Source organism: Micromonospora sp. NPDC002717 (assembly GCF_040295705.1).
Taxonomy (GTDB): Bacteria; Actinomycetota; Actinomycetes; order Mycobacteriales; family Micromonosporaceae; genus Micromonospora.
In genome coordinates this window covers 22,669-46,434 of record NZ_JBEOVW010000036.1, presented here as the reverse complement: position 1 = coordinate 46,434, position 23,766 = coordinate 22,669, and the positions used below count along the sequence as shown (strand labels likewise).

At 68.2% G+C, this 23,766-nt stretch carries 20 protein-coding genes and 2 pseudogenes; 17 read left to right on the top strand and 5 right to left on the bottom strand.

What is annotated here, in order from left to right:
* Window positions 1-239 precede the first annotated feature (239 nt).
* Window positions 240-812: a hypothetical protein gene (locus tag ABT006_RS31040; RefSeq protein ID WP_350712028.1), complete on the top strand. Its 573-nt coding sequence runs from the start codon at window positions 240-242 to the stop codon at window positions 810-812.
* Window positions 805-1,647, top strand: coding sequence for a TRM11 family SAM-dependent methyltransferase (locus tag ABT006_RS31035; RefSeq protein ID WP_350712027.1), 843 nt, complete (start codon window positions 805-807; stop codon window positions 1,645-1,647). The genes ABT006_RS31040 and ABT006_RS31035 overlap by 8 nt, the downstream gene beginning before the upstream one ends.
* A gap of 86 nt (window positions 1,648-1,733) precedes the next feature.
* On the opposite strand, the gene ABT006_RS31030 is transcribed toward ABT006_RS31035, so the two are convergent.
* The 3 genes from ABT006_RS31030 to ABT006_RS31020 are packed head-to-tail and all read right to left on the bottom strand — an operon-like array spanning window position 1,734 to window position 4,754.
* Window positions 1,734-3,356 (bottom strand): integrase, encoded by a 1,623-nt coding sequence (locus ABT006_RS31030; RefSeq protein WP_350712026.1) that lies wholly within the window; start codon window positions 3,354-3,356, stop codon window positions 1,734-1,736.
* Between the two features lie 3 nt (window positions 3,357-3,359).
* Window positions 3,360-3,692, bottom strand: coding sequence for a helix-turn-helix domain-containing protein (locus tag ABT006_RS31025; RefSeq protein ID WP_350712025.1), 333 nt, complete (start codon window positions 3,690-3,692; stop codon window positions 3,360-3,362).
* A complete protein-coding gene (locus ABT006_RS31020; RefSeq protein WP_350712024.1) occupies window positions 3,693-4,754 on the bottom strand; it encodes a tyrosine-type recombinase/integrase in 1,062 nt (353 codons plus the stop codon).
* 857 nt (window positions 4,755-5,611) lie between these two features.
* On the opposite strand from ABT006_RS31020, the gene ABT006_RS31015 reads away from it, so the two are divergent.
* From ABT006_RS31015 to ABT006_RS30990, 6 genes are all read left to right on the top strand, one after another.
* Window positions 5,612-5,806 (top strand): hypothetical protein, encoded by a 195-nt coding sequence (locus ABT006_RS31015; protein ID WP_350712023.1) that lies wholly within the window; start codon window positions 5,612-5,614, stop codon window positions 5,804-5,806.
* Window positions 5,803-6,996 carry a hypothetical protein gene (locus ABT006_RS31010; RefSeq protein ID WP_350712022.1) on the top strand — a complete coding sequence of 398 codons (1,194 nt, stop codon included), beginning with the start codon at window positions 5,803-5,805 and terminating at the stop codon, window positions 6,994-6,996. The genes ABT006_RS31015 and ABT006_RS31010 overlap by 4 nt, the downstream gene beginning before the upstream one ends.
* A gap of 45 nt (window positions 6,997-7,041) precedes the next feature.
* Window positions 7,042-8,052: a DUF4192 domain-containing protein gene (locus tag ABT006_RS31005; RefSeq protein WP_350712021.1), complete on the top strand. Its 1,011-nt coding sequence runs from the start codon at window positions 7,042-7,044 to the stop codon at window positions 8,050-8,052.
* 49 nt (window positions 8,053-8,101) lie between these two features.
* Window positions 8,102-8,536, top strand: a complete 435-nt coding sequence (locus tag ABT006_RS31000) for a hypothetical protein (protein ID WP_350712020.1) — start codon at window positions 8,102-8,104, stop codon at window positions 8,534-8,536.
* Window positions 8,537-8,751: 215 nt separating this feature from the next.
* Window positions 8,752-9,447 (top strand): GGDEF domain-containing protein, encoded by a 696-nt coding sequence (locus ABT006_RS30995; protein WP_350712019.1) that lies wholly within the window; start codon window positions 8,752-8,754, stop codon window positions 9,445-9,447.
* Entirely contained in the window at window positions 9,444-10,739 is a 1,296-nt protein-coding gene (locus ABT006_RS30990; RefSeq protein WP_350712018.1) for a hypothetical protein, read from the top strand. The genes ABT006_RS30995 and ABT006_RS30990 overlap by 4 nt, the downstream gene beginning before the upstream one ends.
* Window positions 10,740-10,983: 244 nt before the next feature.
* Here ABT006_RS30990 and ABT006_RS30985 read toward each other — a convergent pair whose 3' ends face one another.
* Window positions 10,984-11,976 carry a protein NO VEIN domain-containing protein gene (locus ABT006_RS30985; protein ID WP_350712017.1) on the bottom strand — a complete coding sequence of 331 codons (993 nt, stop codon included), beginning with the start codon at window positions 11,974-11,976 and terminating at the stop codon, window positions 10,984-10,986.
* Between the two features lie 252 nt (window positions 11,977-12,228).
* Here ABT006_RS30985 and ABT006_RS30980 point away from each other — a divergent pair, with 252 nt between their 5' ends.
* Window positions 12,229-13,239, top strand: coding sequence for a DUF6236 family protein (locus tag ABT006_RS30980; protein WP_350712016.1), 1,011 nt, complete (start codon window positions 12,229-12,231; stop codon window positions 13,237-13,239).
* A gap of 115 nt (window positions 13,240-13,354) precedes the next feature.
* The gene (locus ABT006_RS30975) at window positions 13,355-13,744 is read left to right on the top strand and encodes a hypothetical protein (protein WP_350712015.1); all 390 of its coding nucleotides are present in this window, start codon (window positions 13,355-13,357) and stop codon (window positions 13,742-13,744) included.
* A 275-nt stretch (window positions 13,745-14,019) separates the two neighbouring features.
* Here ABT006_RS30975 and ABT006_RS30970 read toward each other — a convergent pair whose 3' ends face one another.
* On the bottom strand, window positions 14,020-15,162 hold the full coding sequence (locus ABT006_RS30970) for a CHAT domain-containing protein (protein WP_350712014.1): 1,143 nt from the start codon (window positions 15,160-15,162) through the stop codon (window positions 14,020-14,022).
* A gap of 266 nt (window positions 15,163-15,428) precedes the next feature.
* On the opposite strand from ABT006_RS30970, the pseudogene ABT006_RS35190 reads away from it, so the two are divergent.
* The 7 genes and pseudogenes from ABT006_RS35190 to ABT006_RS30940 all read left to right on the top strand — a co-directional run.
* Window positions 15,429-15,605 (top strand): annotated as a pseudogene (locus ABT006_RS35190) (IS110 family RNA-guided transposase); the annotation flags it as partial.
* Window positions 15,606-15,987: 382 nt separating this feature from the next.
* A complete protein-coding gene (locus tag ABT006_RS30965; RefSeq protein ID WP_350712044.1) occupies window positions 15,988-18,660 on the top strand; it encodes a DEAD/DEAH box helicase in 2,673 nt (890 codons plus the stop codon).
* A 159-nt stretch (window positions 18,661-18,819) separates the two neighbouring features.
* Window positions 18,820-20,334: an McrB family protein gene (locus tag ABT006_RS30960; protein WP_350712013.1), complete on the top strand. Its 1,515-nt coding sequence runs from the start codon at window positions 18,820-18,822 to the stop codon at window positions 20,332-20,334.
* Between the two features lie 148 nt (window positions 20,335-20,482).
* Complete coding sequence (locus tag ABT006_RS30955) at window positions 20,483-21,475, top strand: 5-methylcytosine restriction system specificity protein McrC (protein WP_350712012.1); 993 nt, start codon at window positions 20,483-20,485, stop codon at window positions 21,473-21,475.
* A gap of 381 nt (window positions 21,476-21,856) precedes the next feature.
* Window positions 21,857-23,152 carry an alkaline phosphatase family protein gene (locus ABT006_RS30950; protein ID WP_350712011.1) on the top strand — a complete coding sequence of 432 codons (1,296 nt, stop codon included), beginning with the start codon at window positions 21,857-21,859 and terminating at the stop codon, window positions 23,150-23,152.
* A 126-nt stretch (window positions 23,153-23,278) separates the two neighbouring features.
* A pseudogene (locus ABT006_RS30945) lies at window positions 23,279-23,461 on the top strand (transposase); the annotation flags it as partial.
* 67 nt (window positions 23,462-23,528) lie between these two features.
* Window positions 23,529-23,759, top strand: coding sequence for a hypothetical protein (locus tag ABT006_RS30940; protein ID WP_350712010.1), 231 nt, complete (start codon window positions 23,529-23,531; stop codon window positions 23,757-23,759).
* Window positions 23,760-23,766 lie beyond the last annotated feature (7 nt).

The window sequence follows — 23,766 nt, the reverse complement described above, 5'->3', positions numbered from 1 at the left end:
GGTGTCCGGAGGCCCGTGATCTCGATTGGGACAGCCCGACCTGACACCAGAGGCCGTTGCCGGACTGAGACAGGTCGTGTCCGGTTCTGTCAGGTTCGCCGCCGTCAGGACCGCCCGGTCGGGCTGTCAGGCGGCCAGGGAATGACGGGTTCTGTCAGGTCGGGGCGGGTTCGATCGGCCTGTCAGCGGCGCACTAGGGATCGTCAGTACGCCCTGCCGGTCCGGGGGCCACCGTGCCCATGACTGATAAAAACCCGCGCCGCGCGCCGACCCCTGTGGGGGACGTGGTGCCCGGCGACCCGCCCGTGCCGATCACCGTCTGGCCGGTCCCCGCCCCGCAGGAGGGCGAGACCCTGTCCAACGCGATGGGCGTGCGGCTGGTCCACAACCTCACTCACCCGTCCGATCTGATCATCGACCTGGCTGTGGGGCCGCAGTTGGCCCGTGCGGTCATCGCCGCGCATCGCCGCAGTCACCTGCACGCGCCTCGGCAGGTCGGCTGGGGCCGGGAGGCGGCGACGCTGATCGTCACCGGCTGGCCGCTCGACGCCGCTTCACCGGTCGAGTTCTTCGTCCGTTGCCGCGCCAGCCTCGTGCCCGGCGGCTGCGTGGCGGTGCTGCTGCCGCACGACGACGTCACCCTGCCGGTCGACGTCATCATCGCCGCCAAGCGGGCCGGGCTGGCGTACCTGCAGCACATCGTGGCGGTCGACCGACCGCCTCGGCGTGGCCAGCGGGCGCAGCTGGACATCCACACCGACGTGCTGATCCTGACCCGCAGCGCGTCGGAGACCGGGGGCACCGATGGCTGAGTCCCTGCCGGTCACCTCGGTGTGGCTGACCTGCCAGCAGCCCGCCCGGGACCAACGCCGAGGCCGCTACGTCGCGAAAACCTCCAGCCACCCTGGGAAGATGCTGCCCCACCTGGCCGCGCACGCGATCAGCTCCTACACCGCACCCGGCGATCTGGTGTTCGACCCGATGTGCGGGTCCGGCACCACCCTGGTGGAGGCCATGCATCTTGGCCGGCAGGGGATCGGGATCGACATCGAGCCTCGGTTCACCGAGCTTGCTGCCGCCAACGTTGCTCTCGCAGCGTCGCAGGGCGCCGCCGGCGTGGCGCAGGTGCTCACCGGCGATGCCAAAGGTCTGCTCGATCTGGTGCCCGCGTCCGCGGTCGGTCGAGTGAGCCTCGTGCTCACCTCACCGCCGTACGGGCGCGGGACCCATGGCCTCGTGCGCACGACGACTACCGGGGTACGCAAACGGGACCACCACTACGGCAACCGGGAAAGCGGCAACCTCGCCTACACGGGATGGTCCCGCTTGTTCGACGGGTTCGCCGCGATCCTGGCCGCCAGCTACCAACTGCTGCAGCCCGGCGGGACCGTGGTGATCACCTGCCGGCCAGTACGCCGCCAGCGCGACGACCTGATCGACCTGCCCGGCGAGCTCCTCGCCGTCGCGCAGTCGATCGGACTGGTCCCGGTGCAGCGGTGCGCGGCGATGCTCGCCGCCGTCCGTGACGGGCAGATCGTGCACCGGGCCAACATGTTCGGGCTCCTAGCGGTCCGCCGCGCCAGGGACCAAGGCATCCCCGTGCACCTGGTGGCACACGAGGACGTGCTGGTCCTGCGGCGCTGCTGAAAGTCCGCGAGTTCGGCTGAACCCAAGTGTTCGCAGGGCGAATCCGAGTGTCCTGAGGGGACATCATGCCATGCGGACACCGGGGTTCACGGCAACTCGGGGAGGCGGTCCGCGTGAGGGCCGCCGATGAGTTCTCGGGCGTTAGTGGCCCAGCGGATGGCGGTGCCTTCGCTGAACCCGAAGACGGCGGCCAGGTGCAGCGGGTCGGCGCCGGTGGTGACGGCTTCCTCGAGTTGCCGGTCGATGCGCAGTCGTTCGAGGGTGCCGGGCAGTCCGCGCAGGTTCAGGATCCAGGTGGCGCTGACCGGGGCGAGGCCCAGGGCGCTGGCGGTGCTGACGAGCAGGTGCGGGTTGGCGGTGTTGGGCCAGCGTTCACGTCGGTAGGTCAGCCAGTCGAGCAGCGCTTGTGCGGTGAGGTTGTCCAGCGGTCGGGTGTTGCCGGCGATGGTGATCCGGCGGCCGGCGAGGTCGACGTCGTCGAGGTGCAGAGCGCGGATCTGTCCTGGTCTGGCGGCGTGGACGGCGGCCAGCACGACGCAGAGCCGTGCCTGCGGGGTCGATGCGGCGGTGACGCTGGCGCTGATGTCGTCGGGTGCCAGCAGCGGCCAGATGGGGTCCGGCACGTTCGGGCCTCGCAGGCCGCGGGTGGGGTTGCGGAAGACCAGCTTGTTCGTCTTGGCCCATCGGAACAGGCTGCGCAGGGCAGTCGTCGCTGTTTCGCGGCGTCGGCCGTGCAGCGTGGCGACGTAGGTCTGGACGTCCTCGCGGGTGACTTCGCGCAGGTGGTCGCGCTGCGTCCAACTGGCGGCAGCGTCGATCACGGCAGCGGCGTAGGCGCGGACCGTGCTGTAGTTGCGGGGCCGGCTTCGCGGGCTGCCGTCGCGCAGCGTGCGCGCCCAGCTGCTCAGGTCTCGACGCCACGGTCCGGGCAGTCCGGCGAGTCTGGTGGCCAGCCAGCCCTCCAGGCTGGCGGGCCGGTCGTCGTCGACGATGTCCATGGCCGTGAGGATCTCGATGACGTAGTCGAGGTTGATGTATTGCCGGGCGGCGACGGGCGCGAAGTCGCTGACGCGGATGCGGTCGGGTTCGCGGTGCCCGGCGAGCAGCATGACCAGGACCCGCTGCATCGCGCGCTGCGCGGTGGGTTCCCATCCGCGTGCCTCGGCCGTGGTGTGGGCAAGGTGCAGGCCCCAGGCCAGCCAGGGATTGTCCGGTGGCGGCCCGGCGCGAAGATCAACCGCAGCGCGGTAGTGGCGTGGTCCCGGAGGCAGCAGCGGCTCCTGCAACCAGGCGCTGCGGGGGCGGCCCGCGTGTGGTGGTGGCTGCTTGGGCGGCCGGCCTTTGGTGCCGTAGCGGCGTGGTGCCGTGCGTGGTGGTGGCTGCCGGCGGTCGCTGAGGCTCAGGAACAGCTGCTGCCACCGGATTCCGGCCAGGTAGGGGGCGAGCAGCACCGCGGAGCGGGCGTCGCTGGCCAGCCGCGCCCGCTCGTCGCGGGCCTGGCACCAGCACAGGCGGCAGTAGCGCTGCTTCAACCGTTGCACCCGGGCGCAGGCCGCGCACTCGCCGCTCGGGTAGCCCTTGTGCGGGGCGGCGAAGTTGTAGCAGGGCAGGCAGACGCCCTGGGCGTAGGTCAGGCCCCAGGCGAAGCAGTCCGCGCAGCTGGTGACGGTGCGCGGCACGACCGTGCCGTCATGGTCGCGGGCGGCCACCGGTCAACGCGGCGGCAGCGACCGGCCGTCGCGGCGGCGGGGCACCACCCGGGTGATCGGAACGGGTGCGGTGGCGTCCGCGGCGGGCTTCGCAGCGTCCGGGGTGGACCGGGACACGGTGTCGGGTTCGGCGATCAGCAGGTCCCCGACCTGGCAGTCCAGCGCCACGCAGATCACATCGAGGTCGGCCAGTTTGATCGTCACCGGCTGGCCAGACCACAGCCCGGACATCTTCCCGGCGGAGATGACCAGGCCGTGCTCGGCGAACACCTGCTGCAACTCGGAGGCCTTCCAGATGCCGCGTTGAGCCGCGACCAGGCGCATGTTCCACCGCATTCAGCCCAGTCCTTCCAGTCGTCGGGCGGCGCGTCGCTGCCCGTCGAGCCATGCCTGCTCGATGCGGGTGCGGTGCACGTGGACGTACTTCATCGTCGTGGCGACCCAGGAGTGCCCGAGCATCTCCTGGATCGCGATCAGGTCCACCCCGTTGAGATACATCTGCGACGCGCAGTAGTGCCGCAGCACGTGCGGGGTGAGCCTGTCCGTCCAGGCCGGCAGGTGCGCGGCGACCGCGGCGGCAAGCCCGGCGCGCAGGACGTCGTAACTGACCCGACCGGCGCCGAGGCGCTCCGAGCAGAACAGCGGCGTGCCGGGCGTCCGGTAGTCGCCGCCGAAGTGCGCCCACACGTCCTCGACGAACCAGGCCAGGGTGCGGCCGGCATGGTTGATCAACGGCACCATGCGTTCGCGGGGACCGGAGCCGTTGGCGCCTTTGCCGTGGCGGACGTGGAGCTTGCCGAACGGCCCAAGGTCCCACTTGATGTCGTCCAGGTCCAGGCTGCGGGCCTCGTTGACCCGCAGCCCGACATCGGCCATCAACCTCGCCGCGGTGTAGTTGCGGGCCGTCGGCGCGAACTTGCGGCACGCCGTCAACTCCGCCGCCCAGCCCGTGAACAAGGTGTCGATCTCCTCGACGCTGGGCGGGATCCGCAGCTTGGCGTCCTTACGCCCGCGCGGCCGGTTCATCTCGTCGATCGGACACGCCACGACCCGGCCGGTCAGCGCATGCAGTTCCGCCTGGAAGCGCAGCTCAAGGAACGCGAAGTAGGTACGCAGCGCCTGCGAACGGGCCAGCCTCGTCCCCGACGGCGCACCCCGCAGCACGCGACCGAAGTAGGCGTCCGCGTCCGCCGGTTCCATCTCCCACAGCGGCCGGCCGAACCAATCCCGAATCTGCTCCAGCTGGCTGACATCACCACGCACCGTGCCGTCGGTCAAACCGGCCGAGGCCCGCGCCAGCACGAACCCGGCCAGCACATCCACCTCGAACCGCTCGAGGTCCTCGGCCGACGCCGGCGCGCGCCGGTCACGCAGATCCCGGACGACCGCCAACCCCAACCCAGGAACCTCACGTTCACGTCAACCGAAGCCACTCCAGACGATCCGAAGCAGCTTCAAGATTCCCGAGAAGGGTTCAGAACACAACCATCGATCCACATCGCGAGATCTACAAGCTCAAGGACCTTTACAACCGGACACACACCAACGAACTCAAGCGATGTCGTACTAACAACGCCCGCGATGCCCAGGAATCCTGAACGTCGCGGGCAGGTCCGAAGCCGGGCGGCCGCAGCCGAGCGACGTAGCGGCCCAATGGCCGCCCGGCCCGGAGGCAGGAGGCGGCGGCTCACAGCCACCTTCCGCTCTGGGCTGCCTCGGCGACGGCCAGACTGCAGGCGGGTTCCGCTGACGGATCCGGCCGACCGGTCACCAGCTGCCCGCATGGTGACCGGCGTGCGGGTCCGATCCAGAGCACAGGGGATCGGTCGCGTTGCTCGGTGGCGATGACTCCCCGCACCCGGTAGCCCGTCACCGGCTAGGCAGAGCGGGTACCGGCGGCTGCCGCTATCAGCAAGGGGCACTGCAGTCCCGCCGTGAACCGCTGCGATGAGCAGACCTGACAGGGAGCGCGGGCATCGCCCGGCTGTCAGGTTCTGCCAGGCGGCCGAACCTGACAGCCCGGCCGTCGGGACTCCCGGCACGGCTAGCCTGAACGCTCTCCTTTCGTTCCATGTGCCTCTGATCTGACGCCTCGCGCGACGGCATCGCGCCCACCATTTCCGGTCGGCCGCCGCCGCCAGCCTCGGATCTGGCACCACGCACGCCCCTCGCCCACGCGGCCAGGGCGCGCCATCCCCATCCCTTCAGGCGGCCACCACCCGGTGGCCGCCTTCAACGTGTCCCAAGGAGGACAGATGCCTCACCTGACACACGGCCTCCGCGCCAAGCACCACAACGCCGCCCCGCCCGACCTCCTCGACGGTGTCGCCGCCCTCGTCACCGAGTACAGCGTGTCCCGCCTGGCTCACAGCAGCGCGTCGGCTTCACACGCCGAGTTGCTCACGGACACCCACCTGGCCACCGCCGGCACTCGGGCGGCGCAGCGATGACCGACGAGAGCCTCGCGGACCAGCTCCGCACCCTGCACACCGAAACGATCGCCGCTATCGAGCAGCGGCAGACCCTGGCCGACGAGGCCCGATTCGCTCTCATCGACGCGCTGCGGAACAGGCTGATCTGCCGGCCCGGCTGCGAAGACGCCCTCGCCACCTGGGGTTTGGAACCCCTGCCGCAACGATGGACCATCACCGCCGAAGCGCAGCTGTCGCACACGCGGTCGCACACCGACCACAACGAAGCCCGCGAGCAAGCCCGCTTCGGCGTACCGGACGAACTGCGACAGCTGCAGCCGGCGATGGCGGTCTACCCGCGACACGTCCTCGACGTGACACCCGTGCCGAACGGAAACGACCAGCCTGGGCCCCAGCGATACCGCATCACCGTGCAGGTCACGCTCCAGACCTGGGTCACAGCGACCTGGGAAGCCGACGCGTACGAAGCCGCACGCGCAATCGTCGAGGGCCACCTGCCTGCGCTGGCTGACGCCGGCATCAGTTTGACCGGGCTGACGTGGCAAGCCGCCAACGGCCCCGACGACATCCCGCAGGACGACATCGACGCCGATACGCGAACCGTGAACCGCGCGGCGCAGCTGACCGAACTCGCCGACGACATCACCGCCGCGACGGCGGCACGTGACGCCGCGGTGCAGATCCTCGCCGACCTGCGGCGCAGCATCCGCGCCCGCGCGATCCGCGCCCTGATCGACGACGAGTTTGGTGGCATCTACCAGCACACGGCTGAGCGGGTCGACCGGTTCCTGGCCGATCTCGGGCTCGATCGGCTGCCCCGAGCACACCACGTCACGGTGGTCGCCGACCTGACGCTGCCAGTCAGCGTCGACACGGCCCGGGAGGCCTGCGACGCGGCACGAGACGTGATGCGGGCCGCCACCACCAGCGGCAGCCCGGACGAGACGCGGCCGTGGACCGCGTACGGCTGGACCACCCCCGAGTACGCCACCGGCGACCAGGACGGCTGGCGAATTCCGTGGCGGCACGAGTACGAGATGCGGCTCCGCGGCCACAGCACCTCCGACGACGCGGCGGCGGCGGCCGAAGCCCTCGCCCGCGCGGACCTGACCCGGGCGCTGCCCGGCATCGACCATGCCCTGATCACGGTGACCGCCAGCGTCGAGAGCGTCGGTATCGACCTCTACCTGGACCCCGACCGCGACTGAAGCCCTGCGCCATCTACCGACCCTGAATCCGTATTGGAGATCGACATGTCGTTCTCAGACAACAAGTTGACCGTGCGATCCCCGGCCGACCTGGTGGCCGCGGTGCCGTACCTCCTCGGTTTCCGACCCAGCGACGGCAGCGTCGTTGTGATCGCGAGCAGGGACCGTCGGGTCGTCTTCGCCGCCCGCAGCGACCTGCCCGCCCTCGGCGCCCCCGCAAGCCACCTTTTCGACATCACCGCCAACCTGGTCCCGGTCGTGCGACGGCAGCAGCCGATCACCGACATCATGATCGTCGGGTACGGGGACGCCGACCATTTTGACCCGGCACTGCGCACGGTCGGCGAGGCGTTCACCGCTAGCGGCATGACGGTCCGGGAGTTGCTGCGGGTCACCGGTACGCGGGTCTTCAACCTGACCTGCGACAACCCGGCCTGCTGCCCGCCGCAGGGAATCCCGTTCGACCCCACCGCCTCACTCGTCGCCGTGCAGGCGACCGCCGCCGGGCTGGTCGCGCTACCGGACCGGGCAGCCGTGGCTGCCCGGTTCGCGCCCGTCGACGGTGCCGCCCGTGACGGCATACGCCGCGCCACCAGGGCGGCGGTCACCCGTCTGAAATCGCTGACCGTCGTCGGCAGCACACGCGTGGACGAAGCCGGCGCGCAAGCGGTCCGCGACGCGCTACGACAGCACGACGCCGGCAAGCGCCTCACCGACGACGAGGTGGCCTGGCTCACCCTGCTCCTGAAGCGGCCATCAGCGCGGGACCTAGCCATAGAACTCACCCAGCCGCACGACCAGCACGTCACGTTCTGGGCCGACGTCACCCGCCGCGTCGAGGAGGCACTCGTTCCGGCACCGGCCACCCTGCTCGCCGTCGCCGCGTGGAGGTGCGGTGACGGCGCCCTGGCCGCCATGGCAGCAGACCGTGCCCTGCAGGTCGACCCCGCGTACCAACTCGCCGACCTGCTGCGGCAGGCGTTGCACGCCGGACTCCCGCCATCGGTGTTCGAGCAGGCAATCGCCACCGGCCGGACCAACCCCTCAACCGAATAGCCGAAACCCCCCAAGCATCAGGAGGAACAGGATGGATTCCACTCGCAGCATGCTGCTCGCCCTCGCGAGGCAGGCGGAAGAAGCGCGGCTGCGCTGGAACGCCGAACGCGCCGCCGTGCGGGCTCGCGGGGAAACGCCGGCCCGCACCGAGGCGTACGCCTACCACGTCCAGGCCAACCTATGCCTGATCACCGCGATCGGCGCAGCGGACCTTCCAGCGAACTTCCGCATCTACGACATCACGCTGTCCCGCGACCCCCTCGCTGCGGCCGAGCAACTGCGTCAGGTCGTCGTCGCCTACGACCACAGCGGTGCGATCGAGGCCGCACACGAGGCAGCGCGCCTGGCGTACAAGGCGGCGTTTGCCGAGTCCGTCACCGCGCAGGAACAGCAGTACGTCGAGCTGCTCGCCGGCCTTTCCGCCGCGCGCCGCGACAAGATCGTCGAACTGGCCGAGGAACGCGCCCGCCGCCCCAGGGCGTGAGGCCCGGTCGACCGGGCATACACCGGCCCTCATCAGCCGCCCGCTGAGCCCTGCCGATGGTGCCCCTCAAGGAGGCAGCCCGGCCGTGCCGCGAACCGGGCGGCACACACAGGAAGAACGGCCCGCCACGTGGCGGGCCGTCGTCGTATCAGGACCCGGGACGCCCGCCTACGAAACGCCGCGTCCCGGGTTCTCCAACCAATTGGAGGACTCCAGTGTCCCTACCACTGATCATGATCGCCACCGCCTTGGTGGCATTCACCCTCGGCGGCCTCACCATGTGGCCATTCATCCGCCGGCTCGACAACCGACTCACCGACGCCCTCTGGCAGCTGGAACACGACCCGGTCACCGGCCTGCTCAACCGCGCCGGCCTGCTCACCGCGCACGCCGCCCTCGCCGAGGCCCACAGCGCCGGGCCCGTCATCGTCGTCCTGATCGACCTCGACGACTTCAAACCGGTCAACGACACCCACGGCCACGACCGAGGGGACGAGGTCCTGGTCGAGATCGGCAACCGCATCCACGGCATCGCCACACTCCACGGCGGCACCGCCGCGCGGCTCTCTGGCGACGAGTACGCGGCACTGCTGCCCGTCCGCACCGACGACCTGGCTCGCATCGCCGACACCTTCGTGGCCATGATCTCCGAGCCCGTCGAACTCACCACGGACGGCGAACCCGTCACGGTCACCGTCACCGCCAGCGTCGGCCTAGCGCTCGCCGAAGCTACCGACCCGTTCGAGGAGGTGGCCCTACGCCGCGCCGACATGGCGATGTACCACGCCAAACACCACGGCCGGAACCGCCACGCGGTCTACGAGCCGGGTATGGCGATGCCCGCCGCCGGGCGCCGTCGAGGACCTCGTCTCCGCGACCGTGGACAGCTGAACCAGGAGGCGACGGCATGACGGCCGCCGCCCGCGAGGAGATGGCCTGCCGGATCTGCCTCTCCCCACTGAACACCATCGGTACACCGCCCACCTACATGCACCCGATCCAACTCGACACCGACGGACACGAGCCAGTACCCGTCCCGGTCAGCCAGCTCGACACCGTCCGCCGCACCTGCGACTTCTGCGGGGACCCGTACCCGACGTGGACGCTCCTCGGCGGCGAAGTCTCCGCCGTCGCCATCGGCACGACCGGGGGACTGGTGCAAAACTTCGGCGACGCGTGGGCGGCGTGCGCAACCTGCCAGACCTACATCGACGACGGCAGCAACAACAAGGTCGTCGACCGGGCCGCCCAGGCGCTCGGCCTCGGTAAGGATTCGCAGGCGCGAGAACGTATCGAGCAGCTGCACCTGGCGTTTCTGGACGCGCGGGTTCCGAGCCGCACGCTAATTACGACGACCGCCTGGCCCGCCACGACCCTCGCCGCCCGCGACTTACCGAAGGTGCGCGACCGGCTCGCCCGCTTCTACCGCGGCAACGACGGCCTCCCCGGCGCGCTCGCCGCCACCGACGCACGTCAACAGATCGCCGTCGGCTTGGACCGGTCACGCCTGTTCTGGATCGACAGCGACTTCACCGACCTGGCCGAATACGCCGCAGGAAAGCTCCCCGACGTCACCATCAGCCGCGACCTCATGCCCTCGACGGACGGACTGCTCGTGTGGTCGCGGCCGGCGACGAGTCGGCAGATCACCGCAGCGTCCTGGACCGCCAACCGCGACGGCTGGCAACTGGTCAACTACCGCACGATCGGCGGGGGACTGGACGGCAAACCGCTCCAGCGACTCCGCGAACACGTGGGTTGGCTCGCCCCGATGAGCACTGCCCAGGTTCGCGAGCAGCATGTGCTGCCCGGCGATCACCAAGCGGCAGCGCTGATCGCAACATGGCTGCTGATCGCGCAGCAGGCCGCTGAAGTCACGACAGCAGAAATCGACAAGGCCGTTCGCAAGACCTACGTCCGCACCAACCGACCCGCGCCCGAGGTGCGGATCATCCGCATCCGCGCCAAAAGCACCACACCGACCAGCATCCGATCGGCACCAGGCGACTCAGGACGCCCGCAAACCAACCGGTTCTGGGTGTCCGGCCACTGGCGCAACCAGCCATACGGGCCAGGCAGAGCGCTGCGCCGCCCCGTCTACATCAACCCGTTCCTCAGAGGCCCCGACGATGCTCCGATCAAGATCGGTACAACCGTGCGCATGCTCAGCAGTCGCAAACCGAAGCCAGAAGCTCATGGGTAAATGCCGTTGACCAGGTGGGGCAGGGGCAGGAGTCCCTGCCCCATCGACTTCGACGAGAGTTGCTGGAGTCACGGTCCGATCCGGCGCGCCGTTGTTCGGATATCGATAAGGGGGAGAGGTGCCTGGTACTGTCGCCCTGAGTAACGCTGGCGGACCTCTCGACCGGGAGTAGTTGAGACCGATGCAGCGGGTAGGCGAGGCAGCACCAGGTGCTGGGCAAGGGCCGTCAGAGAAGTTGAACCCCTCAGGCCGTGATCTCATGCCGCAGCGGTAGTTCATCGGTGTGAGCGGGCGGGCGGTACCAATACCGGGTGATCGTCAAGTGCTCGTCTGCGGGGGCCCACGCGGTCCAACGGCGAGCTCGTCCTCCGCTCGTTTCGATGGTTCCGTCGGGGAGCCGGCGCCACTGGATCTCGTCCACGATCACGAGGTGAGTGTCGGTGCCGTACGCGTGATCGACCTCGTTGGACGTGAGCTCAACCCTGTTCGCTAGCCCTGACGAGCCCTTGACCTCGATGTGCAGCTCCTCGGTCCCGCGCGTTGCCCGGACGTCGTAGCTCTCCCGACTGCCGACGTCCTCAACTTCGTATCCCTCGACATCGCGGTAGTGGTCCATGACAGTCCGCACTGCGTGCTGCTCAAGCGCGACCTTGAGCACCTGGTCTGTCATGTACCCGGAACCGCCGGACCGGCTGCTTCTGCCGGGATGCGCGACATGGCTGCCGGAAGCCGGCTGACGTATCGGGAGCGGGAGACGGCCGGGTTCACCGTCTGCCTCTGGTGATGCTCCTGCTGCGAGATCCGCCGCTAGGCGGACTGCGTCGGAAGAGCCGTAGCCAGGGACTACGATACGTAGCCGTATCCGCTTGGTGCTGTTGCCGGGGCGGCGGGCATCGGGCGCCTGCCCGATCGTCGTCTGCGCGTTGGTCAGCTGCCGCCGTAATGCGTGAGGATCGGGAACGTCAGCCAGATGAACGGGCTCGCTGATCAGGCTACGGCTCGACTCGGGAAGTAGTTGAGTTCGCCGTGAGTCGACTATGGCGGACTTGATGACAGCTCGGCGTTCCTTGAGACGAGTCAAGATCAGCTCAAGTGCGGGCCGGTAGTCCGTGTTCCGCGGCGGTCTGCCATCGGCCCGGCCACTCATACTCTCAAGGATGACGGCGATGTGATCGCCATCGGGCTCCACGGAGCATTCGGCGTCGAGCACCCGGCCGCCGTCGTCGGTCAATCGCACGCTGACCACTCTGGCATAGGGGTGCGACAGGACCCGGAGTCGCACAGCAGGTACGCGCGGATGATCGACGGCAGTGAGTCCCGAACCGTGCGCGAGCAGCCAAGCTGTACCGGCAGACCGGTAGCGGCCAACGACTGCCGCTGCGGCCCGGCAGGCTCCTGTACTCGCCGGCATGCGTTCGGAACATTCTTGTGCAGCAGGCGCTAGATTCCTTGGCATCAATCGCCGCGAGTTCTTTCGATGGAGGTTGGCATGGCTGGGATGCTCTACTACCCGTTCGCAAACGCGCCGGCACCCGTTCTCCAGCAAGCGATCTTGTACTGGGATGACCTCGCTACGCTCGTCGCCCCGGGATGGGAAAACCGGCTAAGCCCACGGATGAAGGAGGTTCAGGACGCCGGCCTTTACCGGCCGCTCGAGGCGCACCGGGCGTTCGGGCCCTTCGAGCTCTTCGAGATCGAGATGGAACTCGATCATGCGCTGCGGCAAGTGCCGCTCGATGCCCTGACTCCGCCAGCTGAACCGCCGCGTGGTGAGTTCAGCACCCTCCATGTGGACAAGCTGCACAAGAGTGTTGTGAAAGAGCTGCTCCGACGGAGGCTGGTGTACCCGCACCCTGACAGCCCTTCGCGGCTGGTCGCCGCGCCAGCGCTGCTGAACGTCGTCGTCAGCCTCATCGCCGGGCGTATCGCTGCCGACATTAACGCTCAGTCGGGCTGCAGCGGCCCACAAGGGCTACGCCCGCACACCGACATCAAAGAGGCGCACCGGCTTGGCACTGACCCGACTCCCGGCTACGACGTGACGGCGTGCTGGCAGGTTAATGTGGGTCCGCTTCTGCCGGTACCACGAGACGACGTGATGATCGGTGATCTCGTGCGCTTCAGAACGAAGTACGACGCCGAGCGGCAAAGACTGATGCTTGCCATCGACGACCTCCTTCACCAGCTGAAGCAGGCGGACCGTCACCCACAAGACGCCTTTCGCCTTGTGGAGCGAGAACTGACCGAAGCGACCGCGGAATTGGACGCCGCGGCACGCAGCACGAAATGGGGTTGGGTAACCCGTCCGGTCGCGGCCTTTGTCGCTCTTGCCGCCGGCTTCGGAGCAGCCGCGCAACCGGACCTGAACGTACCTCTGATGGCTCTCTCCGGCGGAGCAGTCAACGTCGCAACGACACGGTCGCGGCGCGATGCCAGCAGGGGCGCCGCCAACTACACCTACCTGCACCGGACGCAGGGACTTTTCGGAGGGGCCGCCTGAGAGTAATGGTAGGTGCCAGCAGGGGCCCAACTGGCGGCGGTGGCGCCTGTGCCGGGTCCCAGCAGTAGCGTGACGGACAGTTGCGTTCCCGGTCGGGCCTGGCCGGACCCGCCGGGTGATCGCGCTCATCGAGGCGCACGACCGCGACGTGCGTCGCGGTCCGAGCCGGGTGGACTTCCCGCCGGGTCCGGACCTTCGGCTCGGCCCCGTGGAACGCGCCAAGCTCGGCGCCCGCGGCGCGGTGTTCGCCAGCAACGAGGTGTCGGTGGCGTTCAACGCCTTCAACGGAGCCCTGGGCAGGCGCTCGCTAATCCCGCCACAGTGCGAGGGCGGGGCGCACATGGCGAAGATCCAAGCCGAGGAACTGCTCGAGGCGCTCTCGACCGCGATCCGCAACAAGCTGGGCGCTGGCGCGGCGTTGAACCTGGCAGCGCGGACTGCGGACGATGCCAAGGGCTGGTACCTCGGCGACCTTGCTGACACTCCGGTGAGAACCCGCTGCTGACCGTCTGGCGAGGGCTCTCAACTGATTCCCCCCACGGTGGTGCCCGGCAGTGGGGGCGCCGTCGGCGACGACGAACTTGAGGAGAGTTGCTGCGGGAGTGGCTGACCGGGTACGCCTCCCCGCACACCCGCGCGGCGTATCGGCGGACCTGCAGCACTGGCTCAGGTTCCTGGCCGCCTCCGGCGTCGAGTCGCTCACCGAAGCCCGCCGGGTGCACGGCACGGTGGTCCCATGTCCCCGACACCCGGTCCCTATCGCATGCCACCGCCCTGTTGCTAGCGCGGTTGTACTAGCAACAGGGCGGTAACGTCGATGTCGTCGCGAGTGGTGATCTGCGGTAGGTCTGCGTCGCCGTCTAGGGCTGCCAGCCGCATGGCGTTCTTTCCCTGTTCGAGCGCGATCCCGACAGGCTGCGCGGCCGCGATGGCGGCGTAGAACCGGGCGGCGAAGAGGATCGCTGCGGTGTCGTTGATGGTATCGCTCATCGCGATCACGACGGGGACGGCCGGGAGTAGCGCTTCCACGCCGTAGGTGGTGTTGCAGGCGTTAAGGACCAGTAGCGTCGGCGGTGTGCTGGTGGCGCTCAGCACGCGGGCCAGCAGGTCGAACTCCAGCTCGGCACCCTTGAGGTTCCCGTCGGTCGCCTCCATGAGCAGTCTGCCGAAGTCTCCGTGACCCGAGAAGTGCACAACGTGGGGGCGGTGGTCGTTCAGCCCGTCGACGATATCCGAGGCGGTAGCAGCCGGAAGGTGCTCGACAGTGACGAGCTCACGGTGTTTGGCGCCGCGCAGCTGCTGCTTGACCTGGCGCACCTCCTGGTCAACGCGCAACCACACGCCATCGGTGACGACAGTTCCGTCAGGGTGGGTCACCGTCTTCTCCACGGCGTGGGGGTTGGCCGTCAGGTACAGCACCCGTAGGGGCTCGGGCTCGGGTTCCTTGACTGGCACGTAACGCACCTGGACGGTCTGCTGGCGCAGCCGGTTGACCTCTCTCGCGTGCTCGATTTCGGCGCGACGGCGCCGTTCGTTCTCTCGGTCACGTGTCCGCTGGTCCGCGCGCTCTCGATCAGCCCGCTGCTTCGCGGCCGAGTCTGCGGCCTGCTGCTCCGACTTCAATGCCGCGGTGAGGGACTGCTGCTTGGACGCGATCATCTTCTGGTTGTCGGCGTACTTCTTACGCGCATCGGCGAGCTTCTTCGTCGTGGCGGCGACCTTCTTGTCCTCCCGCTCCGCAGCCGACAGCGCGGAGCGACGGGTTGTCTCCGACTTCGTTCGGGCTGCCTCGCTGCGCTTCTTCTCGGCAGCCGCCCGGGCTTTGCCGGCGTCATCCTCGTGCCGGGCGATCTCCTTCGTCAGGTCTGCGGCCTTGGCTTCCAGGCGCGCCAGTTCGCTGCGCAGCATGTCTGACCTGCCCACCAGCCCCTCCTCCTAATTACTGTCGATCAACTTGGACAGGCTCTACCAAAACCGCACGGCCACCTGGTCCTCAGGCGGGTCTTCTCGACGGCGGTACTCACAGCCCGGACCGTATAGCCACGGTCCGACAGAATCCGTTCCCTGCTCCGATGCCACGCTGTGACCTTCAGAGGTCTATGGCGCTGAACCTTCGTCGATATTTGGCGCAGCGCCGGGTGGGCGGGTCATCCGCGCGCCATACACCGAAGCGGCCTTCAGCGCCGTGCCCCTGGGCCGCCGACCTCTACCGGCGGGCCCGGGCTCGAGGCTATGACCACCCCCACGCCACTCGAATCCTCGCCCGCGCCTGGCTGCACGTGATCTGGCGCTGCTGGCAAGACCGCGTCGCCTACGACCCCACCCGCCACCGAGCGCTGCAGGCCGTCCTCGCCTCCGCCGCTTGACACAGGGCTACTCATGCCGCTGACCGCGCCTTACGGAAGGTGACCAAGTCCGCCCACCGACCAGAATTCGTGCAGAGGACCTCGATCATCCGCGCAGTCCACTTCGGAAATCGACAAGCACCGAGACCGTCTCGCCAGGAACCACACCGGCCACACGGAGACCGGACGAGAGATCCTCGAGCCGCACCAGTCACCTCCAGCTCGACAGCCCGCAGAGCATACCGACGAGCACCGACACTACTGACGAGCTCAAGATCGGCACAGGCCGGCAGGTGCTGCACTTGTCGTGCGTCGGCTTCCCGACAGCTGTCTTCGGAGTCCCGTTCGTGTAAGGGGTGCACTACGATACCGTCCCTAAACCCCCTCGATGTCTGCGGTGAGCATGAACAAGACGGAGCGCGAAGAGGTTCGTCGCCTCGCGGCGGACTTCAGCCAGTGGAGTCGCCGTGCCGAAGGCGTGCAGGACTGGCGCCAGGCTGTCGTAGATTCAGCCGGCCGCGACGAAAAGAACATGCGGTCCCGGAGCGTCATAGTGGGTTGGGCCGGCCAGGCCGCCTGGCGTGTACTCACACTCCGGAGGAGTGACGCCGGAGTCGTCATGCGCCTCTGGGAGCGGGCCACACTCCCCGTGCTGACCGCTGCCGACCGCACGCTGCTGCACCTCCTCACGACCGACGCACCCCACGCCATCACCGAGGTCGCGCCGATGCTCGGGGTGCGTCGCTTCTTCGCCGGTGCGGCGAAGAAGCAATCGGCGGAGGCGGCCAGCGAGTTCCTGCGTCGTCACCATGCGGCGTTCCTCCAGAGCGACGGCCCTGGTCGACTGCAGCGGCTCGGCGTCTTCACCGCGCCCGTCGATCCCCGACGGCTCGGGTTCCAGACGCTGCTCGACCCTGCACTTCGCTTCGACCTCGTATCCGGGCAGACCGGCCCGGCACCTGAGATCCTGGACCGGCCAGTCATCGACGGGCTGCCCGAAGCGCTGGACGCCATCGCGAAGGTCGTCGCAGGCGAAGCCTCGTACAGGTCGGCGGCCCGCGACGCCGGTGAGAAGGTGAGACGCGCCGAGGTCCAACGGATCCTGCACGAGATGCCGGTGGACGCGTTGAAGACCGCTACCCGCGATCGCCTCCGGCTGGGGCCGCTTTACGGAGAGGGGGTCAGGACGGTGCAGGAAGTGCTGGACTGCGGCTGGTCCCTCCAGGCGCTACCGGGCGTCGGCGAAACCTCCGCTCGGCGCATGCTCGGAGCAGCGCAGACCCTCTGGCAGACGACGTACGACGAGATGCCAGTCCGCATCGACATCAACCACCGCCACCCCGAAACCACCCAGCTGCTGCGCTGCCTCGCCGAATGGGACTCGTGCCGGCAGACCCGAGGTGCGGCTGCGGACCTCGAACGTGCATCGGAACTCGCACCGCTGCGAGCAGCGATCGACAGCGAGACCAGCCATCTGCTAGTGATCCCGACCAGGCAACTCGCCGCCGCTGGACTCACCGAGAGCATCCAGATCGTCAAACGGCGAGCCGAGCTGCTGGGCATGTCGTCCGCATCGGGCCGGAGGAACGTCGGCGCGGACCCCTGGGATGACTTCCTCGCCCGACCCGCCGACTACTTCGCCCTGCTCGCCGAGCTGGGGTTCGTCACCGAAGACGAAAACGCGTCGCACGGCGATCTCCCCGAGGAAATCATCCAGGCGGTACGCGACCAGGCGCTCAACGGCGAACACCTGACGGCGTCGCTGCGCGGCTACCAGAGCTTCGGCGCCCGCTTCGCCCTCGTGCAGCGCAAGGTCATCATCGGGGACGAGATGGGCCTCGGTAAAACCGTCGAGGCGATCGCGGTCCTCGCACACCTGCGCAGCAGAGGCAAAACCCACTTCCTGGTGGTCTGCCCGGCCGCAGTAGTGACCAACTGGGTCCGCGAGGTCGCCGCCAAGTCGAAACTGCGAGCCTGCCGAGTCCACGGACCGGAACGCGAACGCGCAGCCCGAACGTGGATGCGCGATGGCGGCGTTGCCATCACTACCTACGAAACGCTGGCGTGGTGGGAACCCGCACTACGGGAACTCCGCGACCTGGCCTGCGTCGTCGTTGACGAGGCCCACTACATCAAGAACCCCCAAGCGCAGCGGACGATCCGGACCAAGCGACTCGTCGCGAGATCGGAACGCGCAATTCTGCTCACCGGTACGCCGCTGGAGAACAAGGTCGACGAGTTCCGCAACCTGGCCTCCTACGTACGCCCGGATCTCACCGTAGACGCCAGCGACCTGTCGCCGCGGACGTTCCGCCGGCAGATCGCGCCAGCGTACCTGCGCCGAAACCAGGAGGACGTGCTCACCGAACTCCCGGAGCTCATCGAGGTCGAGGAATGGCTACCCCTCTCCGGAGCTGACAGCTCGCGGTATCGGGGCGCGGTCGAGCGCGGGAACTTCATGGAGATGCGCCAAGCGGCAATGCTCGAGGGACCCCAGTCCACCAAGATGCAGCGCCTGATCGAGATCGTCCGCGAAGCGGAAGAGAACGAGCGCCGTGTCATCGTGTTCTCCCACTTCAGGGAGGTGCTCGGCCTCGTGGCCTGGTCGTTGCCCGGGCCGGTGTTCGGGCCACTGACGGGCTCTGTACCGGCTGGCCAACGCCAGCGGCTGGTGGATCAGTTCTCGTCAGCCAGGCACGGCGCGGTCCTCGTGGCCCAGATCGTGGCCGGTGGCGTCGGGCTCAACATCCAGTCCGCGTCCGTCGTCGTCATCTGTGAACCGCAGCTCAAGCCGACGACCGAGGCGCAGGCCATCGCCCGCGCGCACCGCATGGGACAGGTGCAGTCCGTGCAGGTCCACCGGCTCCTGTCCGAGGACGGCGTCGACCAACGAATCACCGAACTGCTGGCGGGGAAGAAGCGGATCTTCGACGAGTTCGCCCGGGTCAGCGACATGGCTGACTCGAGCCCGGAGGCCGTGGACTTGTCCGAGGCAGAGCTCGTCCGAGAGGTCTTGGCCGCCGAGCGCCAGCGCCTCTTCGAACGTGCATCTGTCAAGACCGTCGGAGTTGAGTGACCGGAACTGTCGTCGGCAGCATAGGTGCTTCCGGTCGATGCCTCATGTCGCTGCATGGCGCGCTGGCAGGAGGCGGGTGCTGCACAGCATCGCCGGGGGCTGTCACAGACGCCGACGCCGAATGTTGACGTCCTGTCAATTCTATGAGAAAGAGCAGCCGTGATCGACGCTACAACGGAGCAGATCATCAACGACGAGCGACGGGCCTTTGGTCCTCGATTCGTGCAGTCGCGGCGTGATGCGGAGGAAGCGGCGCGGCGGTTCATCAACGAGCATCTTGGCTTCATGTCCACCGAGCACATCATCGAGCTCGGTCGGCTGTTCAACCAGCATGAAAAGGCAGGGCGGAGTCGATTCGACCGCTTCACGCCAGGCTTCACCGGCGCGATCATGGCCAAGCTCGGCCGCAACCCGAGGCGATTCAACCAGACGCTCATACCGCTCTGGCGCGGATCGATCGATGACGCACTGAAGGTGCTGGGCCAGATGTTCCGGGACCGCTCGATCCTGCCCGGTGCCGGATCGTCACTGCCGAGCTTCCTGCTCTACCTCCGCGATCCCGAGCGGTTCGGCATCTGCATCAACGCGACCATGGACGGCCTGGCCACCGAAACAGACGCGTCGTACCGAGCGGACAGCCTGGACAGCTATGAGGCATTCTGTGCCGATCTGCGAGCGTGGCGAGAGAAGCACGGCGTGACGCCGCAGGAGGCCGACGCCGTCCTCACGGAGATGATGCGTCGGGCCCGCCCGGACAACCTACTGTCGCTTTTAGACACCACTAGCGAGGCCAGTACCGGAACGCTCGTGAGCGGCTCAACCGAGGCGAAGATGACGGCGGAGCAGGTCGCTACAGCCTGCTACCTCCCGGTAGAGCAGATTGACGAATGGGTCTCTGCGCTCACCACCGGAATGCGCCAAGCGGTCTTCCACGGGCCCCCCGGCACCGGGAAGACCTATGTTGGTCGACTCCTGGCTCGCCACCTGGCCACCTCGCCACAACACATCGAGTCGGTCCAGTTCCATCCGGCCTACTCATACGAGGACTTCGTCGAAGGGCTGCGCCCAGAGGTCGGCGCCGAGGGCGTATTGAGCTATCGGGTCCGCCCGGGAGTCTTCTCTCAACTGTGCGAGCGCGCGCAGCAGGCGCCAGACGAGACCTTCGTGCTGGTCATCGACGAGATGAACCGCGCGGACCTTGCAGCGGTCTTCGGTGAGCTGATGTTCCTCCTCGAGTATCGGGGTGACTCGCAGGTCACGCTGCCGTACTCGCAGCGGCGGATGTCCGTCCCGCAGAACTTGTTCATGCTCGGAACGATGAACACCGCAGATCGAAGTCTCGCCTTGCTGGACTTCGCGCTTCGTCGTAGATTCCACGCCTTCCCCGTGCTGCCGAGTGAGGATGTGCTGAGTCGCTGGGCTGATGCACGACCGACGGTCGACAGGGAACTGGCGCTCGGGCTCTTCCGGATGATCCGAGATCGCGTTGGGTTGGACGTGCCCGTCAGCCCTGGTCACTCGTATTGGATGGCGGAGGGCCTCGACGCGGCAACGGCGGAACGGATCTGGTCGTACCAGCTACGGCCGTACCTGGCAGAGCACTGGTTCGAACGGCCTCGCGAGCTTGAGCAACTCGACGCCGATATCCGGGCGCTCATCGCGGAGCGCACCTGAGTTGATCAGGTTAACCGAGTATGAGACGTGCACCGTCCAGCTCAGCCAAGACGAAGCCCACGAACTGGCGACCCTGACTCGGGGCAGTGCGGACAAGGCTCAGCAGCCCCGCGTCGTAGAGCGGCTCACGCCCACCGGAGAAGCCGGGGTGTACGACATCCAGCCAGGGCCGTATGTGGGTAGGTTCCGCCTGCGCACCGGTCGCGTAGTGGACATCACGAGCAGGTTTCCGTTCCGGGACCTCGCCACCCTGCTCGGGTTGGGTAGCAAGGCGACCTTGCTGCGGCACGACGCGACTTCGGCCCTGGGTGGCCCTGGTCTGATGGATCTCATCGCGCTGGCGTTTGTCCGCGAAGCTGAGCGCATAGCGGGACAGGGCCTGGCTAAGGGCTACAAGCAAACGACGGTAGCCAGGCCCCCGTACGCCGGAGTCCCTGCTGTCACGGCCCACTTGAATGCCCACGCCGGACGCGCCGATCGCCTCGTCACAACGGCCAAACGCCTCACCGCGGACATCGCGCTCAACCGGCTCGTCGCATCGGCGCACAGGAAGCTGTGCCAACTCACGTACCAGGACAAGCAACTCGAAGTCCGGCTACGTCAGCTCACGCCGGTATTTCGGAACGTCAACGGACGAGAGGGAGGGGCCCGCCAGCTACCGTCGTTGCCGGCGCGATACAGGGAGATCCACGACTTGTCGAGGCTTCTCCTCGACAACCGGACCGTTCTGCCTGCCGGTACCGCCCTCGCCGGAGTCGGCGTGCTGTTCAACATGACCAAGATCTGGGAGAACTACGTCGGTCGCTGGCTCACCACCCGCCAGCCAGAAGCCGTGGTGCACAACCAATACCCCATCCCGCTGATAGACATCGGCCCGCCAAGGCGAGCCCGGGCAGACTTCGTCGTAGAACGAGGCGGCCGGCCTGTCGCCGTCTACGACGCGAAGTATCGGCCTTGGAAAGAGCGGCCGAATACTGCCGAGCTCTACCAACTCTTCACCTACGCCAGCCGGCTGTGCGTTGACCGCGCCGTACTTGTCTGCCCGGGAACGGAGGCACTCAGCAGGCAGATGACGATGGGCACCGTCCTGGTTGAGATTATCGCCATTCCCCTCGAAGACTCGGCCGCCCAAGACGGCTGATCTATGGAGAAGCTCACCACAAACGGTCGCGCTCAACGTTCTCGTGTCGGTGGCCGGACGCCGCTGGAAGATCCGCGCGGGCTCACCGCGCCAGCCACAAGCGCCTTCACCCAGCCGACGTGCCGTTGCCAGCCGCGCCAGTGCTCGCCGGCACGCGCGCGACTTGCTCGGGGATCGCACCGTCCTTGATCCGCTGGGCGGCTCCGGCCGGAGCGTGCCGCCGGCGCCCGCGCGGCCGAGCAGGCCCGCGGCCTGTCGACTGGGCGCCCGGCGAGGCTCCCGGGCGACGAGGTGTGAACGACGCTAAACCACGTTGCACGTTTACGACGTCGCCACCTTGGGCTCACGGGGGCGCCAACCCGACCCGATTCAGTGCACTCCATGATCCGAGCTCTCCGCACCCTGGGCCACGTCACCGCGGCCCTCGCCCTACCTCTGCTGACCTCGTTGCCGGCGTACGCCGCCGTGCCGGACTCCCTACCGGCGCAGGCGGCGCCGGCGGCCGACCACGTGATCCTCATCGGTCTCGACGGCTTCGACTACGACTACCTGGGCGAGGTGCCGACGCCCAACATCGACCAGCTCGTCAAGCGTGGCAGCGTCACCGAGTCGACCGGCGTCATGCAGTCGATCACCAACCCGTCCTGGTCCTCGATCGCGACCGGCGCCTGGCCGCAGCGGCACCTCAACACCGCCTACGTCTACGACCCGGTGTCGCACACCGCCCGCGGCCAGGAGCGCGATCTCGCGGTGCCCACCATCGCGGAGGCGGTCCGCGCCCAGGGCGGCACCGTGATGTCGTCGCAGTGGTTCATCGTGCAGAACCACGGGACGGCGTACGGCGACCCGGAGGGCATCTACACCCAGCCCGGCGGTGACTGCTCGCGTCGCGTCGACGACATCGTGAAGGTGATCAAGGGCGAGCCCGTCAAGAGCGGTGCCACCATGGTCACGGCCCCGAAGATCCCCGACCTCATGGCGGTCTACTGCGACGCGCTCGATGCGATCGGCCACGAGGGTGGCGACCACGACCCGCGGATCCCGGGCGCTCTGGCGGATATCGACGCCCAGATCGGCCGGATCGTGCAGGCCACCATGGACGCCGACATCTTCGGTCGCACCACCTTCGTCATCACCGGCGACCACGGCATGACCACGTTCACCAAGGGCTTCGGCACGCAGATGATCGACGCGATCGCCAAGGCCGGCTACAAGGCCGAGCTCCTCGGGACCGGCAAGACGCCCAAGCCCGACACCGACGCCGTCATCGTCGTCGGCGGCATCGGCAGCCTGCACATGGTCGGCGCCGCGAAGAACGACCCGCAGGCGGTCGCGAAGATCAAGGCCGCGCTCGAGGCGACCCCGCACGTGAGGCAGGTGTTCGACAATGTCGCCCAGCAGGCGATGCACATGAGCCCCCGCTTCGGTGAGCTCGTCATCGAGCCGGAGCCCGGCTGGTCGATCGGCGGCGACCCGGCGGGCGGCGTCGCCGGCCGGCACGGCGCCACGACCGAGCTGCACATCCCGCTGGTGCTCTCCGGCGCCGGCGTCCTGCCCGGTGTGCGCCCCGTTGACCCGCACCACGTCGACATCGCCCCGACGATCGCCGCGCTGCTCGGCATCCAGCCGCCGTCGGGCGCGCAGGGTCGGGTGCTGAGCGAGTCGATCCGCGACTGACGCCGCAGCGTCGCCGTGGCGGTGGCCTCCACCGTCACGGCGACGCGTCGTCTCAGGACGTCCGCGCGGGCCCCAGCGCCTCTCGTGGCTGCCAGGAAACCTGGGCGAGCGACGTTATGAACGACGAGGCCCACGTACGGCTCCGGACTCGGCGCCCGACGGTGGGTTGTCGAGCAAACGGTCGCCTTGCTGCACTGGTTCCGCCGCCTACGAATCCGCTGGGAGATCCGCGACGACATCCACGAAGCCTTCCTCACCCTCGCTTGCGCCATCATCTGCTGGCGCCGACTCCAACGCTCAAAGGGTTAGGAGTTGTAAGCCGGTCGAGCGGACGTACACCCGCGACTCCGACGGTGAGGTGGTCTTCACCGAGGCGGTGACCGAGAACGTTGCCGGCCAGTGGGTGGACCACGCCTACACCGGCGGCAGCAAGGAGTACGGCTACGACCGAGCAGGCCGGCTGGTCCGCACCCGCCACGACAGCCCCATCACCGGCGGCTGTGTGACCCGCGTCTACGACTACGACGGGCGCAGCAACCGTACCTCCCTGAGCCGGTACGCGCCCGACGCGGAGGGAGCCTGTCAGGAGACGACGGTCGAGGCGTAGAGCGGTC

Coding starts and splice junctions, on each gene's coding strand:
- ABT006_RS31040 (WP_350712028.1), top strand. CDS start 240: ATGACTGATAAAAACCCGCGCCGCGCGCCGACCCCTGTGGGGGACGTG.
- ABT006_RS31035 (WP_350712027.1), top strand. CDS start 805: ATGGCTGAGTCCCTGCCGGTCACCTCGGTGTGGCTGACCTGCCAGCAG.
- ABT006_RS31025 (WP_350712025.1), bottom strand. CDS start 3,692: ATGCGGTGGAACATGCGCCTGGTCGCGGCTCAACGCGGCATCTGGAAG.
- ABT006_RS31015 (WP_350712023.1), top strand. CDS start 5,612: ATGCCTCACCTGACACACGGCCTCCGCGCCAAGCACCACAACGCCGCC.
- ABT006_RS31010 (WP_350712022.1), top strand. CDS start 5,803: ATGACCGACGAGAGCCTCGCGGACCAGCTCCGCACCCTGCACACCGAA.
- ABT006_RS31005 (WP_350712021.1), top strand. CDS start 7,042: ATGTCGTTCTCAGACAACAAGTTGACCGTGCGATCCCCGGCCGACCTG.
- ABT006_RS31000 (WP_350712020.1), top strand. CDS start 8,102: ATGCTGCTCGCCCTCGCGAGGCAGGCGGAAGAAGCGCGGCTGCGCTGG.
- ABT006_RS30990 (WP_350712018.1), top strand. CDS start 9,444: ATGACGGCCGCCGCCCGCGAGGAGATGGCCTGCCGGATCTGCCTCTCC.
- ABT006_RS30980 (WP_350712016.1), top strand. CDS start 12,229: ATGGCTGGGATGCTCTACTACCCGTTCGCAAACGCGCCGGCACCCGTT.
- ABT006_RS30965 (WP_350712044.1), top strand. CDS start 15,988: ATGAACAAGACGGAGCGCGAAGAGGTTCGTCGCCTCGCGGCGGACTTC.
- ABT006_RS30950 (WP_350712011.1), top strand. CDS start 21,857: ATGATCCGAGCTCTCCGCACCCTGGGCCACGTCACCGCGGCCCTCGCC.